The organism is Nocardioides sediminis, assembly GCF_003047295.1.
GTDB lineage: Bacteria > Actinomycetota > Actinomycetes > Propionibacteriales > Nocardioidaceae > Nocardioides > Nocardioides sediminis.
Genome location: NZ_PZYZ01000007.1, coordinates 181,652 through 197,052, shown reverse-complemented (window position 1 = coordinate 197,052; position 15,401 = coordinate 181,652). Strand labels below are relative to the sequence as shown.

The window sequence follows — 15,401 nt, the reverse complement described above, 5'->3', positions numbered from 1 at the left end:
GCAGATCCATCCGGGTGGCGGTCCGTCCCAACACGAGCCGGGGGGCGTCGTGGTCCAGCTGCAGGTCTCCGAGCCGGTGCGGACGCGCGCGCTCTGGGCGCTGCAACAGGTGGCGGTGGTGGCGGCCGGGATCGTCATCTACTTCGGCGTACGGGGGCAGACGGCCGCCTCCCCCGACGTGGCGCTGGACAACGCCCACGAGGTGATCGACCTCGAGCAGCGGCTAGGGATCCACATCGAGGGCTGGCTGCAGACCCCCGTCAACGGCTCGGCCACCCTCGAGGCGGCCGCCAACTGGGTCTACGTGTGGGGTCACTGGCCGGTCATCATCGCCACGTTCATCTGGCTCCTGGCCAGGCACCGCACCATCTTCGTGCGGCTCCGCAACGCGATGATGATCTCCGGTGCCATCGGGATGGTGATCTTCGCGCTCTACCCCGTGATGCCGCCGAGGCTCGCCGGGCTCGGCCTGGTGGACACCGTCACCCGCAGCAGCGAGGCCTACCGGGTGCTCCAGCCGCCGATGTTCACCAACCAGTACGCCGCCATGCCGAGCCTCCACTCGGGCTGGGACCTGCTGGTCGGCATGGCGATCGTCGCGGCGGCGTCGTCCGTGTGGTTGCGGGCGGTCGGCTTCGTGCTGCCGATGCTGATGGCGCTCGCGGTCGTCTTCACCGCCAACCACTACATCCTCGACGTGGTCGCCGGCGTGTCGCTCGTGCTGGTCGCCCACGTGCTCGCCCTCGCGCTGGAGCGTCGAAGACACAGCACGCCGCAGGAGACCTGACGGTGCCGGTCCTCGCCATCGCGCACCGCGCCGGAAACTCGCTCGCCGGTCTGCACGCCGCCAACGAGCTCGGGGTCGACGTCATCGAGTGCGACGTCCACCAGCACCGCGGCAACCTCGAGGTGAGGCACCTCAAGACGGCCGGGCCGCTGCCCTTCCTCTGGGACCGCTGGGAGCTGGCGTCCGCAGCCGCACCACGGCTGGGGCTGGCCGAGGTGCTCGAGGCCAACCGGCACGGCACGGCGTTCATGCTGGACCTCAAGGGACGCCGGCCCTCGGCCGCGCGATCGGTGGTGCGGCTGCTCCGGGAGGGCGATCGCGGCGCGCCCATCCTGGTCTGCGGCAGGCACTGGCCCTCCGTCGAGGCCGTGGCCCGGCTCCCGCACGTCCTCCCGGTGCTCTCCGCCCGGCGTCGTGACGAGCTCGTCAGGCTCGAGCGCCGGCTCGCGATGGGGCCGGGGGTCCACGGAGTCTCCGTGCACCGCAACCTGCTCGGACGCGCGGTCGTCGCACGGCTGGCGCAGCGCACGGAGGTCGTGATGACCTGGCCGGTGAACGACCTCGCCTCCCTCGACGCCCTGCTCGACGTCGGCGTCACCGGCATCATCAGCGACGAGTCCGAGGTCCTGGCGGAGCTCCTGCGCCGGCGCTCCGCCGCGAGCTGAGCCGGCTGCTCGCACTCGCCCGGGTGGGTGCGAGCGGTCTCAGGCGGCGGTCCGGCGTCGGAAGGTCCGGATGGCCAGCGGCGCCACCACCGCCGTGATCAGGACGATCCACCCGATGGTGAACGGGATCGGGTGGTGCATCGGGAAGGCCGCGCCCGGGGCCAGTGGCTGGTCGTTGCCCCACAGCACCCGGACCGCCTGGGTCAGGGAAGAGATGGGGTTCCACTCCGCGACGAACCGCAGCCAGGTCGGCATCTGGTCGGTGGGGGCGAAGGTGTTGGCCAGGAACGTGATGGGGAACATCGTCGCGAACATGACGCCGTTGACCGCCTCCACCGAGCGCATCGCCGACCCGACCCAGATGCCCACCCAGATCATCGCGAAGCCCCAGCCGAGCAGCAGCAGGTATCCGAGCGCTGCCTCGGGGACGCTGGTGTGGATGCGCCAGCCGATGAGCAGGCCGGTGAACGACATCACGACCAGCCCGATCGAGGAGTGGGCGAGGCTGGAGATGCTGCGCCCGACGAGCACCGCCGAGGGGTTGATGGGCAGTGAGCGCATCCGGTCGACGATGCCCTTCTCGAGGTCGGCGGTCAGGCCCACCGCGACGATGAAGGAGGCGAAGGCCACCGTCTGGGCCATGATCCCGGCCAGCAGGAAGGCCCGGTAGCCGGCCGCGGTGTCGACGGCGATGGACGACCCGAAGACGAAGGCGAAGAGCAGCACGAACATGACCGGCTGGATGGTCACGTCCAGGAGCATCTCGGGCATCCGGCGGATGTGCAGGAAGTTGCGGCGCGCGATCGACCAGGACTGGCCGAGCAGGCCGGTGGGACGGATCTCGGGGCGCTCGAGGGTCGTCATCGGACGGTCTCCCTGGTGTCGGTGCTGGTGTCGGTGCTGGTCTCGTCGGTCTCGCTGGGGTCGTCCGGTCCGGCCTCGCGGTCCTCGGCCCGGTGTCCGGTGAGGTGGAGGAAGACGTCGTCGAGGCTGGGGCGCTTGAGCCCGATGTCGTCGAGGACGATCCCGCTGTCGTCGAAGACGCCGGCGACCCTCGTCATGTGCCCGAGGCCCTCGGCCGGTGCGGTGAGCTGGCGGGCGCCGGCGTCGACGTGCACCTCGCGGACGTAGGGGCGCATCAAGGCCTCGGCCGGCCCGAGGTCCTCGGCCCGCGAGACGGTCACGACCAGTGCGGCGGCGCCGGACTGGTCCTTGAGCTCGAGGGGCGTGCCCTCGGCGATCACCGTGCCGCGGTCGATCACCACGATGTTGTCGGCGAGCTGGTCGGCCTCCTCGAGGTACTGCGTCGTCAGCAGCAGCGTCGTACCGTCCGCCACGAGCTCGCGCAGCACGTCCCACAGCTCGACGCGCGACCTGGGGTCCAGCCCCGTCGTGGGCTCGTCGAGGAAGAGCACCGGCGGGGTCGCGATCAGGCTGACCGCGAGGTCCAGCCTGCGCCGCATGCCGCCCGAGTAGGTCTTGGCGATCCGGTCCCCGGCATCGGTGAGGGAGAACCGCTCGAGCAGGTCGTCGCTGGCCCGCCTGATGTAGCCGCGGTCGAGTCCGTAGAGCTGGCCGACCAGGCGGAGGTTCTCCCGACCGGTCAGGAGCTCGTCGACCGTGGCGGCCTGACCGGTGAGGCCCATGCTGCGGCGGACCGCGGCGGGGTCGGCGAGCACGTCGTGCCCGGCCACCCGGGCGGTGCCTCCCGAGGGCTGCGTCAGGGTCGTCATCATCCGCACGGTCGTGGTCTTGCCGGCCCCGTTGGGTCCGAGCAGGCCGAGCACCGTGCCCTGCGGGACCACGAAGGAGACGTCGTCCACGGCCACCGTGTCCCCGAAGTGCTTGACCAGGTGGTCGGCCTCGATCGCATGGGTCGTCATGACAGCCACGCTAGTCGCGACCGGGGACAGGGCGCGTCCGCTTTTCCTCGGGGCCACTCCTAGAATTGCCACGTGCCAGCCGAACTCCCCCACGACGGCCCAGCCGTCGAGATCGACCGGCTGGTGATGAGGTACGGCGAGAAGGTGGCCGTCGACGGTCTCTCGATGCGCGTCGAGCGCGGCAGCGTCACCGCAGTGCTGGGGCCCAACGGGGCCGGCAAGACCACGACGCTGGAGACCTGCGAGGGCTACCGACGCCCCCGGTCCGGCTCCGTCCGCGTGCTCGGGCTCGACCCCCACGCCGACCGGAGGGCGCTGCTCCCCCGGATCGGGGTGATGCTCCAGGCCGGTGGCGCCTGGTCGGGCGTGCGCGCGATGGAGATGCTCGACCACGTGGCCGCCCTGCACGCGCACCCCCTCGACACCGCCATGCTCAGCGACCGCCTGGGGCTCGCCGACTGCGGCCGGACGCCGTACCGACGTCTCTCCGGCGGCCAGCAGCAGCGCCTCGGCCTGGCCATGGCCCTGGTCGGGCGTCCCGAGCTCGTGTTCGTGGACGAGCCCACCGCCGGCATGGACCCGCAGGCTCGGCGGGCGACCTGGGAGCTGCTGGACGAGCTGCGCCGCGACGGCGTGACCGTGGTGCTGACGACGCACCACATGGACGAGGCCGAGCACCTCGCCGACACCATCCACATCATCGACCGGGGCCGGCTGATCGCGTCGGGCTCTCCCACCGAGCTCACCAGCGGCGGCCGGTCGGCGACCATCCGGCTCGTCGTCACCCGCCCCTTCCCCGACGGTGCCCCCGAGTCGCTGCGCCGGGCGCTCGGTCCCCACACCGAGGTCACCCAGCTCGACGCCGTCAGCATGCTCATCACCGGGCCGGCCGACGGCAGCACGCTGGCCACGGTGTCGGCCTGGTGCGAGCGCCACGACGTGCTGCCCGAGTCCCTGGCCCTCGGCCGCCGCACCCTCGAGGACGTGTTCCTCGAGCTCACCGGTCACGAGCTGGTCGGATGAACGACCGCACGAGCACCTTCACCCCCCGCCCCGGGGCCGCGCCCCTGTCGCGGCAGGTCGCCGCCCAGGCGCGCATGGAGACGCGGCTCATGCTGCGCAACGGCGAGCAGCTCCTGCTCGCCATCGTGATCCCGGTCATCGTGCTCGTCGGCGGGGTCGCCGGGGCGGACCGCCTGGGCCTCGACCTCGACGGGCACCGCGCGGTCGACGTCCTGACCCCGGGCGTGCTCGCCCTGGCCGTCATGTCGACGGCGTTCACCTCCACCGCCATCGCCACCGGCTTCGAACGGCGCTACGGCGTGATCAAGCGTCTCGGCGCCTCCCCGCTCCCCCGGCACGGCCTGCTGCTGGGCAAGGTGCTGGCGCTGCTCAACGTGGTCGCGCTCCAGCTGGTCGTGCTGGTGGCCGTGGGCCTCGCCCTCGGGTGGCGCCCGACCCTCGAGCACCCCGCGACGACCGTGGGCGCCACGCTGCTGGCCGTGGCGGCGGGCACGTGGGCCTTCGCGTCGCTGGGCCTCTTCGTGGCGGGCGTCCTGCGCGCCGAGGCGACCCTGGCGCTGGCCAACCTCGTCTACCTGCTGCTGATGGCCGCCGGCGGCGTCGTGCTGCCCACGTCGTCGTACGGCGCCGCGTCGACCGTGATCCAGTGGCTGCCCTCGGCAGCCCTCGGCGACGCGATGCGCGCCGCGCTCGTCGACGCCCACCTCGACCTGACCGCCCTCCTCGTCCTCCTCGCCTGGGGTGCCGTCGGCACCCTGCTGACCGCGCGCACCTTCACCTGGGAATGACATGACCGGCCTGCACCGTCCCGCCGACCACTCGGCTGACCGCTCCACCGACCTGCGCCCGCGCGAGGCGCTGCGGCTGGCGTGGCCGCTGGCCCTGGCCAACCTCGTCGCCAACATCGGCATCGTCATCACCGGCGGCGCGGTACGGCTCACCGGGTCCGGCCTGGGTTGCCCGACGTGGCCGCGCTGCACCGAGGACTCCTACGTCGCCCACGGCGAGCTCGGCATCCACGGCGCCATCGAGTTCGGCAACCGGATGCTCACCTTCGTCCTGGTCGCGCTGGCCGTGGCCCTGTGGGTCGTGATGCTGGTCGGCCTGGTCCGCACCTGGCACGGTGAGCGCGCGTGGCGGCCGTTCTGGCTGGCCACGACGATCGCGCTCGGCATCCCGGCCCAGGCCGTCATCGGCGGCGTCACGGTGCACACCGACCTCAACCCGTGGATCGTGTCGCTGCACCTGCTGGTGTCGATGGCGATCATCGGGGTGTGCGTGGTGCTGCTCGACGAGCTCCGCGGGCCGCGGCGGGACGCCTCGACCCGGCTCGTGCCGCTGGTCTGGGCGGTCTTCGCGGTCACCTGGGTCGTGCTCTACCTCGGCACCGTGGTGACCGGCAGCGGTCCCCACTCCGGCGACCTGGACTCCCGTCGTACCGGCCTGGACCCCCAGCTCATGTCGCACGTCCACGCGGCGGCGGTCTACCTCCTCCTGGCGCTCACCCTCGGGCTGGCGGTCGCCGCCCGGCGAGTGGGCACGCCGACGCTGGCCTCCGCCACCGTCCTGCTCCTCGTGCTGGAGGTCGCCCAGGGCGTGGTCGGCTTCGTGCAGTACTTCACCGACCTGCCCGAGCTGCTCGTCGGCATCCACATGCTCGGCGCGGCCGTGATCTCGGCCAGCGCCACCTGGGTCGTCCTCGCCGCCCGCGCTCGCGCCTGATCGCGTGCCCGCGCTCGGCCTCGTACGTGGTCGAGAACGTGGCTCAGCCACCGCTCCCGCGCGGGACCGGGGGCGGCCGTCAGCCGATGAGCGGGTCGAGCGCGACCGCGACGAACAGCAGGCTGAGGTAGAGGTTGGAGTGGTGGAACAGCCGCATCGGGGCGATCTCGGAGAGCTGGTCCGAGGCCTTGGCACGGCGCCACATGCGGTGCGCCTCCACGAGGAAGACCGCACCCAGGACGGCCGCCGCCACCGGGTAGAACCAGCTCGTGCCGGCCACCGGCCACAGCAGCAACGAGGTCGCCACCATCACCCAGCTGTAGATGACCACCTGCCGTCCGACCTCGGCGGCCGGCGCGACGACGGGGAGCATCGGCACGTCCACGCCGGCGTAGTCCTCGCGGTAGCGCAGGGCCAGCGCCCAGGTGTGCGGCGGGGTCCAGAAGAAGACGACGAGGAAGAGCACCACCGGCGTCCAGGCCAGCTCACCGGTGACCGCGGTCCAGCCGATCAGCGCGGGGAAGCACCCGGCCAGCCCGCCCCACACGATGTTCTGGGTGGTGCGGCGCTTGAGGACCATCGTGTAGACGAGCACGTAGAACGCGTTGGCCAGCAGCGAGAGCCCGGCAGAGAGCCAGTTGACCCAGAGCGCGAGCACGACCGTGGACAGGATCGCCAGCACCGTCGCGAAGACCAGCGCGGAGACCGGCGAGACGATGTGCCGCGGCAGGGCCCGCCGGCGCGTCCGTCGCATCTGCTCGTCGATGTCGCGGTCGTAGACGCAGTTGTAGGCCGACGCGGAGCCGGCCGAAAGGGCGCCGCCGACGACGGTGGCGGCCACGAGGCCCAGCGGCGGGATGCCGCGGGCGGCGAAGAACATCACCGGGACGGTGGTGAGCAGCAGCAGCTCGATGACGCGCGGCTTGGTGAGACCGACGTACGCCGCCACGACGTCCCGCGCGGACGCCCGGGTGTGGCCCGGGTCACTGTCCCCGTGAGGTGTCGACGGCACGGCAGCGGAGGCCGATCGGCCGGCGTGGGACACGGTATGGAACCTCGAGGAAGGGGAACTGATGCGGGGTCGAGTCTAGCCCGCGTCATGAGTAGGCTCGGCGGCGCCCGCCCATGATCGTCCGAGAGGATCCCTGTGCCTTCCACTGTGCCCGCGCTCGACTGGAACGAACTCGACTCGAAGGCCGTCGACACCGCGCGCGTGCTGGCGATGGACTCCGTCCAGAAGGTCGGCAACGGCCACCCGGGGACGGCGATGAGCCTGGCGCCGGCGGCGTACCTGCTCTTCCAGAAGGTCATGCGCCACAACCCGGCCGACCCGAGCTGGGCGGGTCGTGACCGGTTCGTGCTCTCGGCCGGCCACAGCTCGATCACGCTCTACACGCAGCTCTTCCTCGGCGGCTTCGGCCTCGAGCTCGACGACCTCAAGGCCCTGCGCACCTGGGGCAGCAAGACCCCCGGCCACCCGGAGCACGGCCACACCGCGGGTGTCGAGACGACCACCGGTCCGCTGGGCCAGGGCGTCGGCAACGCCGTCGGCATGGCCATGGCGGCCCGTCGCGAGCGCGGGATGCTCGACCCCGGTGCCGCCGAGGGCGCCTCGCCCTTCGACCACCACGTCTACGCCATCTGCAGCGACGGCGACCTGCAGGAGGGCGTGAGCGCCGAGGCCTCCTCGATCGCCGGCACCCAGCGACTGGGCAACCTGACGGTCATCTACGACGCCAACCGCATCTCCATCGAGGGCGACACCGACGTCGCGTTCACCGAGGACGTCGGCAAGCGGTACGAGGCCTACGGCTGGCACGTGCAGACCGTCGACTGGACCCACGACGGCACGGGCTACACCGAGGACGTCCCGCAGCTGCACGACGCGATCCGCGCGGCGGGCGAGGTCACCGACCAGCCCAGCCTCATCGTGCTCCGCACGGTCATCGCCTGGCCCGCCCCCAACGCGCAGGGCACCGGCGCCTCGCACGGGTCGGCCCTCGGCCCCGAGGAGGTCGCGGCCACCAAGGAGATCCTGGGCTTCGACCCCGAGCAGCACTTCGAGGTGCCGGCCGACGTGATCGAGCGCACCCGCGAGCTCGTGCAGCGCGGCAAGGAGGCGCAGGCCGCCTGGGAGGACGAGCTGGCCGCCTGGCGCGACGGCGCCTCCCCCGAGCTGCTGGCGACGTGGGAGCGGATGCAGACCCGGGCCCTGCCCGACGGCCTGACCGAGGCCCTGCCGACCTTCGACGCCGACCCCAAGGGCGTGGCCACCCGCAAGGCGTCCGGCGCCGTCATCAACGCGGTCGCCGCCCTGATGCCCGAGCTGTGGGGAGGCTCGGCCGACCTGGCGGAGTCCAACAACACCACGATCAAGGACGCCGCCTCCTTCATCCCCAAGGACCGGTCGACCGACGAGTGGACCGGCGACCCGGAGGCCGGCCGCGTGCTGCACTTCGGCATCCGCGAGCACGGCATGGGCGCGATCCTCAACGGCATCACGCTCCACGGCGGCACCCGCGTCTTCGGCGGCACCTTCCTCACGTTCTCCGACTACATGCGCGGGTCGGTCCGGCTCGCCGCGCTCATGCAGCTGCCGGTGACCTACGTGTGGACCCACGACTCCATCGGACTCGGTGAGGACGGTCCGACCCACCAGCCGGTCGAGCACCTCGCCGCGCTGCGTGCCATCCCCGGCCTCGACGTCGTCCGCCCGGCGGACGCCAACGAGACGGCGGCCGCCTGGCACGCCGTCCTGCAGAACACCGACCGTCCGGCCGGCATCGCCCTGACCCGGCAGAACGTGCCGGTGTTCCCGCGCGGGACCGACGGCTGGGCCGACACCTCCCAGGTCCACCGCGGCGGCTACGTCCTCCTCGACGTCGAGGGCGGCCTGCCCGACGTGGTGCTCGTCGGCACCGGCTCGGAGGTCCAGGTCGCGGTCGCGGCCCGTGACCTGCTCGCCGAGGACGGGATCCGTGCACGGGTCGTGTCCATGCCGTGCCGCGAGTGGTTCGACGCCCAGGACGAGGCCTACCGCGAGACCGTCATCCCGCCCACCGTCAAGGCCCGGGTCTCCGTGGAGGCCGGCGTCGCGATGGGCTGGCGCGAGGTGGTCGGCGACCACGGACGCATCGTGTCCATCGAGGGCTACGGCGCCTCGGCCGACTTCGCCCGGATCTACCAGGAGTACGGCATCACCGGCGAGGCGGTCGCCGACGCGGCCCGCGACAGCATCCGCGCCTGCACCGACTGACCCGCCCGCTCCGGCGGCACCCCGACAGCGACACCAGGAGGAACCATGAGTGACCGCATGAAGGCCCTCGCCGACGAGGGTGTGTCCATCTGGCTCGACGACCTGTCGCGCGAGCGCATCGAGACCGGCAACCTCGCCGAGCTGATGGAGAAGCGCTCCGTCGTCGGCGTCACCACCAACCCGTCGATCTTCGCGGCCGCGCTGGCCGAGGGCGAGCGGTACGACGCCCAGGTGCGCGAGCTGGCGGCCGAGGACGCCGACGTCGACACGACGGTCTTCGCCCTGACCACCACCGACGTCCGTCAGGCCTGCGACATCCTCCGCCCGGCGTACGACGCCAGCGAGGGCGTGGACGGTCGCGTCTCGATCGAGGTCGCGCCGACCCTGGCCTTCGACACCGACGCCACCATCACCGCGGCGCGTGCCCTGTGGAACGAGGTCGACCGCGACAACCTGTTGATCAAGATCCCGGCCACCACCGAGGGCGCCCCCGCGATCAGCACGGTGCTCGGCGAGGGCATCAGCGTCAACGTCACCCTGATCTTCGGGCTCGCGCGCTACCAGGGCGTGATGGAGGCCTACGTGACCGGGCTCGAGAAGGCCCGCGACAACGGCCACGACCTGTCCCGCATCCACTCGGTGGCCTCGTTCTTCGTCTCCCGCGTGGACACCGAGATCGACAAGCGGCTCGAGTCGATCGGCACCGACGAGGCCCTGGCGCTGCGCGGGAAGGCCGGTGTGGCCAACGCCGTGCTGGCCTACCGCGACTTCGAGCAGTTCTTCAGCGGCGAGCGCTGGGAGGCGCTCGAGGCCGCCGGCGCCCGCCGGCAGCGGCCGCTGTGGGCCTCCACCGGGGTCAAGAACCCCGACTACCGCGACACGATGTACGTCGCCGACCTCGTGGTCCCCGGCACCGTCAACACCATGCCGGAGAAGACGCTGGAGGCGTTCGCCGACCACGGCGAGGTCGCGGGCGACCGGGTCACCACGACGTACGTCGAGGCCCAGGAGGTCATGGAGAGGCTCGCCGGGGTCGGCATCGACTACGACGACGTGATCGCGACCCTCGAGCAGGAGGGCGTGGAGAAGTTCGAGGCGTCGTGGGCCGAGCTCCTCGACACCGTGGCCGGGCAGCTCAAGGCCGCGGGCGAGGGAACCTCCGCGTGACCTCGGGGCCCGTCGACGCCGTCACGACGGCGGCGTGGTCGGAGCTGGCGGACCTCGCCGCCGGCTCCTCCCCGGACCTGCGGGCGTGGTTCGAGCAGGACCCGGACCGGGTCGAGCGCTACACCCACGTCGCCGGTGACCTCTTCGTCGACCTGTCCAAGAACCTGGTCGACGACGAGGTGCTCGCCGCGCTCCTCGCGCTCGCCGAGCAGGTGGGCCTGGCCGAGCGGCGCGACGCGATGCTGCGCGGCGAGCGCATCAACGTCACCGAGGACCGCGCCGTGCTCCACACCGCCCTGCGCCGGCCGCGCGGTGCCGCGTTGGAGGTCGACGGCCGAGACGTGGTCGCCGACGTGCACGACGTGCTGGAGCGCGTCTACGACTTCGCCGAGCGGGTGCGGTCCGGAGCATGGACCGGGGTGACCGGGCAACGGATCGCCACCGTCGTCAACATCGGCATCGGGGGCTCCGACCTCGGTCCCGTGATGGCCTACGAGGCCCTGCAACCCTACGTGCAGGACGGCCTCGAGTGCCGGTTCATCAGCAACATCGACCCCACGGACGCCGCCACCACGCTGGCCGGGCTCGACCCCGCCACCACGCTGTTCATCGTCTCCAGCAAGACCTTCGGCACGCTCGAGACACTCACCAACGCCCGGCTCTGCAAGGCCTGGCTGCTCGAGGGGCTCCGCGAGGCGGGCGCCATCGGTGACGACGACGCCGAGGCGGTGGTCCGCCACTTCGTCGCGGTGTCCACCGCGCTCGACAAGGTGGCCGACTTCGGGATCGACCCCGACAACGCGTTCGGTTTCTGGGACTGGGTCGGCGGCCGCTACTCGCTCGACTCGGCCATCGGGACCTCGCTGGTCGTCGCCATCGGGCCGGAGCGCTTCGCCGAGCTGCTCGCGGGCATGCACGCCATGGACGAGCACTTCCGCACCGCCGCGCTGTCGCGCAACGTGCCGGTCCTGATGGGCCTGCTCAACATCTGGTACGTCAACTTCCTCGGTGCCGAGACCCACGCGGTGCTCCCCTACAGCCAGCTGCTGCACCGCTTCCCGGCGTACCTCCAGCAGCTGACGATGGAGTCCAACGGCAAGGGCGTCCGCTGGGACGGCTCCCCCGTGACGTCCGGGACGGGCGAGGTCTTCTGGGGCGAGCCCGGCACCAACGGCCAGCACGCGTTCTACCAGCTGATCCACCAGGGCACCCGGCTCGTGCCGGCCGACTTCATCGCGGTGGCCACCCCGGCGTACCCGCTGCGGGACGGCGAGTCCGACGTGCACGAGCTGTTCCTCGCCAACTTCTTCGCGCAGACGGCGGCCCTGGCGTTCGGCAAGACCGCCGAGGAGGTCCGGGCCGAGGGCACGGCCGAGGAGGTCGTCCCCGCGCGGGTCTTCACCGGCAACCGGCCGACCACGTCGATCATGGCGCCGGCGCTGACGCCCTCGGTGCTGGGCCAGCTCGTCGCGCTCTACGAGCACATCACCTTCACCCAGGGCGTCGTGTGGGGCATCGACAGCTTCGACCAGTGGGGCGTCGAGCTGGGCAAGCAGCTCGCCCAGCAGGTCGCCCCCGCGGTCGCCGGGGACGAGGCAGCGCTGGAAGACCAGGACGCGTCCACGCGGTCCCTGGTGACCTACTACCTGTCGCACCGCGACTGAGAGGCGTCTCGATGCGACCCAACCCGCTCCGGGATCCCGAGGACCGCCGGCTCCCCCGGATCGCCGGACCGTCCAGCCTGGTCCTCTTCGGCGTCACCGGCGACCTGTCGCGCAAGAAGGTCATGCCGGCCATCTACGACCTGGCCAACCGCGGGCTGCTGCCTCCGGGCTTCTCGCTCGTGGGCTTCGCCCGGCGCGACTGGGCCGACCAGGACTTCGCGCAGATCGTGCACGACTCCGTCAAGGAGCACGCCCGCACGCCCTTCCGGGAAGAGGTGTGGCGCCAGCTCGCCGAGGGGTTCCGGTTCGTGCCGGGCAACTTCGACGACGACGAGGCCTTCGCCACCCTCAAGCGGACGATGATCGAGCTCGACGAGGCCCGCGGGACCGGCGGCAACACCGCGTTCTACCTGGCCATCCCCCCGGCGTTCTTCGGGACCGTCGTCGGCCAGCTCAAGGAGCACGGGCTCGCCGAGCCGACCACGGACTCCACCGGCATGCCCTCGTGGCGCCGGGTGGTCGTGGAGAAGCCCTTCGGGCACGACCTGGGGTCGGCGCGCGAGCTCAACGACGTGCTCGACTCGGTGTTCCCGTCGGAGTCGATCTTCCGCATCGACCACTACCTCGGCAAGGAGACCGTCCAGAACATCCTGGCGATGCGCTTCGCCAACAACATGTTCGAGCCGATCTGGAACGCCAACTACGTCGACCACGTGCAGATCACCATGGCCGAGGACATCGGCATCGGGGGGCGCGCCGGCTACTACGACGGCATCGGCGCCGCCCGCGACGTCATCCAGAACCACCTGCTCCAGCTGATGGCGCTGGTCGCGATGGAGGAGCCGACCTCCTTCGACGCCGAGCAGCTGCGGCTGGAGAAGCAGAAGGTGCTGGCCTCCGTCGTGCTGCCGTCGCGGCTGGACACCACGACCGCCAGGGGCCAGTACACGCCCGGCTGGCAGGGCGGGGAGAAGGTCATCGGCTTCCTGGAGGAGGAAGGCATCCGGCGTACCTCCAAGACCGAGACGTACGCCGCGATCACGCTGCACGTGGACACCCGGCGGTGGGCGGGCGTGCCGTTCTACCTGCGCACCGGCAAGCGCCTCGGGCGCCGGGTCACCGAGGTGGCCGTGGTGTTCAAGCGGGCGCCGCACCTGCCCTTCAACGCGACCTCGACCGAGGAGCTCACCCAGAACGCGCTCGTCATCCGCGTCCAGCCGGACGAGGGCATGACGATGCGCTTCGGGTCCAAGGTGCCGGGGACGGCGATGGAGATCCGCGACGTCAACATGGACTTCGCCTACGGCGGCTCATTCACCGAGGCGAGCGCGGAGGCCTACGAACGGCTCATCCTCGACGTGCTGCTCGGTGACCCCCCGCTCTTCCCCCGGCACGAGGAGGTCGAGCTCTCGTGGAAGATCCTCGACCCGATCCTCGAGCACTGGGCCCGCAAGGGGAAGCCGGAGCCCTACGCGTCCGGCACCTGGGGGCCGGAGTCGGCCGACAAGATGCTCGCCCGTGACGGCCGCACCTGGAGGAGGCCATGACCATGTTCGAGCTGGAAGGCACCAACGCGTCCAACATCGCGGCCGAGTTCGTCCGCGCCCGCACCCGTGCGGGCTCGCCGGCGATGGGCATGGTGATGACGCTGGTCATCGTCGTTCCCGACGACGACGCCGAAGCCGCCATGCAGGCCGCTCAGCGGGCCTCGCGCGAGCACCCCGCCCGGGTGCTCGGCGTCATCCTCGGCGACGGACGCGGCAAGGCCCGGATCGACGCGACCGTCGGCACCGGCGGCGGCTGGGTCGGTGAGACCGCCCTGATCCGCCTCAAGGGCGAGGTGGTGCGCTACGCCGAGTCGGTCGTGCTCCCGCTCCTGCTGCCCGACTCCCCCGTCGCCATCTGGTGGCCCACGGAGTCGCCGGACGACCCGGCCGACGACCCGCTGGGTGCACTCGCCCGTCGGCGGATCACCGACTCCGCGGCCAGCAACCGCTCCGCGTCGTCGGCGATGCTGCGCCAGTGCCAGTCCTACGCGCCGGGCAACACCGACCTGAGCTGGACCCGCCTCACGCCCTGGCGTGCCCTGCTGGCGGCGGCGCTGGACCAGCACCCCCTCAAGGTGACCCGGGCGTCGGTGGCGGCCGAGCGGATCAGCCCGAGCGCGGACCTGCTGGTGGCGTGGCTCAACGACCGGCTGCGCGTGCCCGTCGAGCGGCACACGTCGGACGGGCCGGGGATCACGCAGGTGGTGATGGACACCAAGCAGGGCCCGATCACGATCGCCCGCGACGACGGGCGGCTCGCCACGTTCTCCTCACCCGGCCGCCCCGACCGCCCGGTGGCGCTCAAGCGGCGCGAGGTCCCCGCGCTCCTCACCGAGGAGCTGCGTCGCCTCGACGAGGACGACGTCTACGCCGCCACGGCCAAGCGGCTCGTGGCCCTGGACAAGGAGTCCTGACGATGACCGCCTCCCCCCGCGTCGTGATCCACGAGGACGCCCAGACGCTGGCCGGCGACACGGCCTCGATGCTCCTCGACCGGCTGGAGTCGGCACAGGGGCGCGGCGAGGTGCCGCACGTCGGGCTCACCGGCGGCACGATCGCCGACACCCTGCACCGCGAGGTCGCCCGCCGGGCGGCTGACTCGTCGGTCGACTGGTCGCGCGTGGTGTTCTGGTGGGGGGACGAGCGGTTCGTCGAGGCCGGCTCGCCGGACCGCAACGCTCGCCAGGCGCGCGAGGCCTTCCTCGACGCACTCGGGGTGCCCGAGGGGAACGTGCACGAGGTGCCCGCTGCCGATGCCGTGGCCACCGCGGAGGACGCCGCCGCGGCGTACTCCGAGGCGATGCGCACGCAGGGCGCCGGCTTCTTCGAGGTGCTGATGCTGGGGGTCGGTCCCGACGGCCACGTCGCGTCGCTCTTCCCCGGCCACGAGGCCCTCGACGCCACCGACGCGGTCGCCGTGGCCGTGCACGACTCCCCCAAGCCGCCGCCGGACCGCGTCACCCTGACCTTCGAGGCGCTCGACCGCGCCCGGGCCGTGTGGTTCCTGGTCAGCGGTGACGGGAAGGCCGACGCCGTCGCGGCCGCCCTCGCCGGCGGTGACCTCCACGAGATCCCGGCCCGCGGGGTGTCCGGCGAGCAGGAGACGCTGTGGCTGCTGGACGAGGCCGCCGCGTCCTCCCTGTGAGCTGACCGGGCGCTTTCGTACCGCTGGATCGCACCGACCGGG

14 protein-coding genes are annotated in these 15,401 nt (G+C 72.0%); 11 read left to right on the top strand and 3 right to left on the bottom strand.

The window, feature by feature from the left end:
• Positions 1-49: 49 nt before the first annotated feature.
• Positions 50-787 carry a phosphatase PAP2 family protein gene (locus DAI17_RS16605; protein ID WP_107774321.1) on the top strand — a complete coding sequence of 246 codons (738 nt, stop codon included), beginning with the start codon at positions 50-52 and terminating at the stop codon, positions 785-787.
• Positions 788-789: 2 nt separating this feature from the next.
• Positions 790-1,452 carry a glycerophosphodiester phosphodiesterase gene (locus DAI17_RS16600; protein ID WP_107774320.1) on the top strand — a complete coding sequence of 221 codons (663 nt, stop codon included), beginning with the start codon at positions 790-792 and terminating at the stop codon, positions 1,450-1,452.
• 39 nt (positions 1,453-1,491) lie between these two features.
• Here DAI17_RS16600 and DAI17_RS16595 read toward each other — a convergent pair whose 3' ends face one another.
• Together DAI17_RS16595 and DAI17_RS16590 are read right to left on the bottom strand one after the other, a co-directional pair.
• A complete protein-coding gene (locus DAI17_RS16595) occupies positions 1,492-2,316 on the bottom strand; it encodes an ABC transporter permease (protein WP_107774319.1) in 825 nt (274 codons plus the stop codon).
• On the bottom strand, positions 2,313-3,335 hold the full coding sequence (locus DAI17_RS16590) for an ATP-binding cassette domain-containing protein (RefSeq protein WP_107774318.1): 1,023 nt from the start codon (positions 3,333-3,335) through the stop codon (positions 2,313-2,315). Before DAI17_RS16590 ends, DAI17_RS16595 begins: the two co-directional genes overlap by 4 nt.
• A 72-nt stretch (positions 3,336-3,407) precedes the next feature.
• On the opposite strand from DAI17_RS16590, the gene DAI17_RS16585 reads away from it, so the two are divergent.
• The 3 genes from DAI17_RS16585 to DAI17_RS16575 are packed head-to-tail and all read left to right on the top strand — an operon-like array spanning position 3,408 to position 6,080.
• Positions 3,408-4,358: an ABC transporter ATP-binding protein gene (locus DAI17_RS16585; RefSeq protein ID WP_234412544.1), complete on the top strand. Its 951-nt coding sequence runs from the start codon at positions 3,408-3,410 to the stop codon at positions 4,356-4,358.
• Positions 4,355-5,146, top strand: coding sequence for an ABC transporter permease (locus DAI17_RS16580; protein WP_107774316.1), 792 nt, complete (start codon positions 4,355-4,357; stop codon positions 5,144-5,146). The genes DAI17_RS16585 and DAI17_RS16580 overlap by 4 nt, the downstream gene beginning before the upstream one ends.
• A 1-nt stretch (position 5,147) precedes the next feature.
• Positions 5,148-6,080, top strand: a complete 933-nt coding sequence (locus DAI17_RS16575) for a COX15/CtaA family protein (RefSeq protein WP_107774315.1) — start codon at positions 5,148-5,150, stop codon at positions 6,078-6,080.
• A gap of 79 nt (positions 6,081-6,159) precedes the next feature.
• Here the strand turns inward: DAI17_RS16575 and DAI17_RS16570 are convergent, their stop codons facing one another.
• Positions 6,160-7,092, bottom strand: a complete 933-nt coding sequence (locus DAI17_RS16570) for a heme o synthase (protein WP_234412568.1) — start codon at positions 7,090-7,092, stop codon at positions 6,160-6,162.
• 210 nt (positions 7,093-7,302) lie between these two features.
• Between DAI17_RS16570 and tkt the strand changes: the two genes are divergently transcribed.
• Genes tkt through pgl form a run of 6 tightly spaced genes read left to right on the top strand, consistent with a single transcriptional unit; the run spans position 7,303 to position 15,359 of the window.
• Positions 7,303-9,336, top strand: coding sequence for a transketolase (gene tkt, locus DAI17_RS16565; RefSeq protein ID WP_234412567.1), 2,034 nt, complete (start codon positions 7,303-7,305; stop codon positions 9,334-9,336).
• A gap of 45 nt (positions 9,337-9,381) precedes the next feature.
• Positions 9,382-10,503: a transaldolase gene (gene tal / locus DAI17_RS16560; RefSeq protein WP_107774312.1), complete on the top strand. Its 1,122-nt coding sequence runs from the start codon at positions 9,382-9,384 to the stop codon at positions 10,501-10,503.
• Complete coding sequence (pgi, locus tag DAI17_RS16555) at positions 10,500-12,167, top strand: glucose-6-phosphate isomerase (protein ID WP_107774311.1); 1,668 nt, start codon at positions 10,500-10,502, stop codon at positions 12,165-12,167. The genes tal and pgi overlap by 4 nt, the downstream gene beginning before the upstream one ends.
• An 11-nt stretch (positions 12,168-12,178) precedes the next feature.
• Positions 12,179-13,714, top strand: a complete 1,536-nt coding sequence (gene zwf, locus DAI17_RS16550; protein ID WP_107774310.1) for a glucose-6-phosphate dehydrogenase — start codon at positions 12,179-12,181, stop codon at positions 13,712-13,714.
• A gap of 2 nt (positions 13,715-13,716) precedes the next feature.
• Positions 13,717-14,628: a glucose-6-phosphate dehydrogenase assembly protein OpcA gene (locus tag DAI17_RS16545; protein WP_107774309.1), complete on the top strand. Its 912-nt coding sequence runs from the start codon at positions 13,717-13,719 to the stop codon at positions 14,626-14,628.
• Between the two features lie 2 nt (positions 14,629-14,630).
• Entirely contained in the window at positions 14,631-15,359 is a 729-nt protein-coding gene (gene pgl / locus DAI17_RS16540; RefSeq protein ID WP_107774308.1) for a 6-phosphogluconolactonase, read from the top strand.
• Positions 15,360-15,401: the final 42 nt, after the last annotated feature.

Bases quoted from the DNA above. Each gene is read 5' to 3' on its own strand.
- DAI17_RS16580 (WP_107774316.1), top strand. From the start codon at position 4,355: ATGAACGACCGCACGAGCACCTTCACCCCCCGCCCCGGGGCCGCGCCC.
- DAI17_RS16590 (WP_107774318.1), bottom strand. From the start codon at position 3,335: ATGACGACCCATGCGATCGAGGCCGACCACCTGGTCAAGCACTTCGGG.
- DAI17_RS16575 (WP_107774315.1), top strand. From the start codon at position 5,148: ATGACCGGCCTGCACCGTCCCGCCGACCACTCGGCTGACCGCTCCACC.
- zwf (WP_107774310.1), top strand. From the start codon at position 12,179: ATGCGACCCAACCCGCTCCGGGATCCCGAGGACCGCCGGCTCCCCCGG.
- DAI17_RS16595 (WP_107774319.1), bottom strand. From the start codon at position 2,316: ATGACGACCCTCGAGCGCCCCGAGATCCGTCCCACCGGCCTGCTCGGC.
- tal (WP_107774312.1), top strand. From the start codon at position 9,382: ATGAGTGACCGCATGAAGGCCCTCGCCGACGAGGGTGTGTCCATCTGG.
- tkt (WP_234412567.1), top strand. From the start codon at position 7,303: ATGGACTCCGTCCAGAAGGTCGGCAACGGCCACCCGGGGACGGCGATG.
- pgl (WP_107774308.1), top strand. From the start codon at position 14,631: ATGACCGCCTCCCCCCGCGTCGTGATCCACGAGGACGCCCAGACGCTG.
- DAI17_RS16545 (WP_107774309.1), top strand. From the start codon at position 13,717: ATGTTCGAGCTGGAAGGCACCAACGCGTCCAACATCGCGGCCGAGTTC.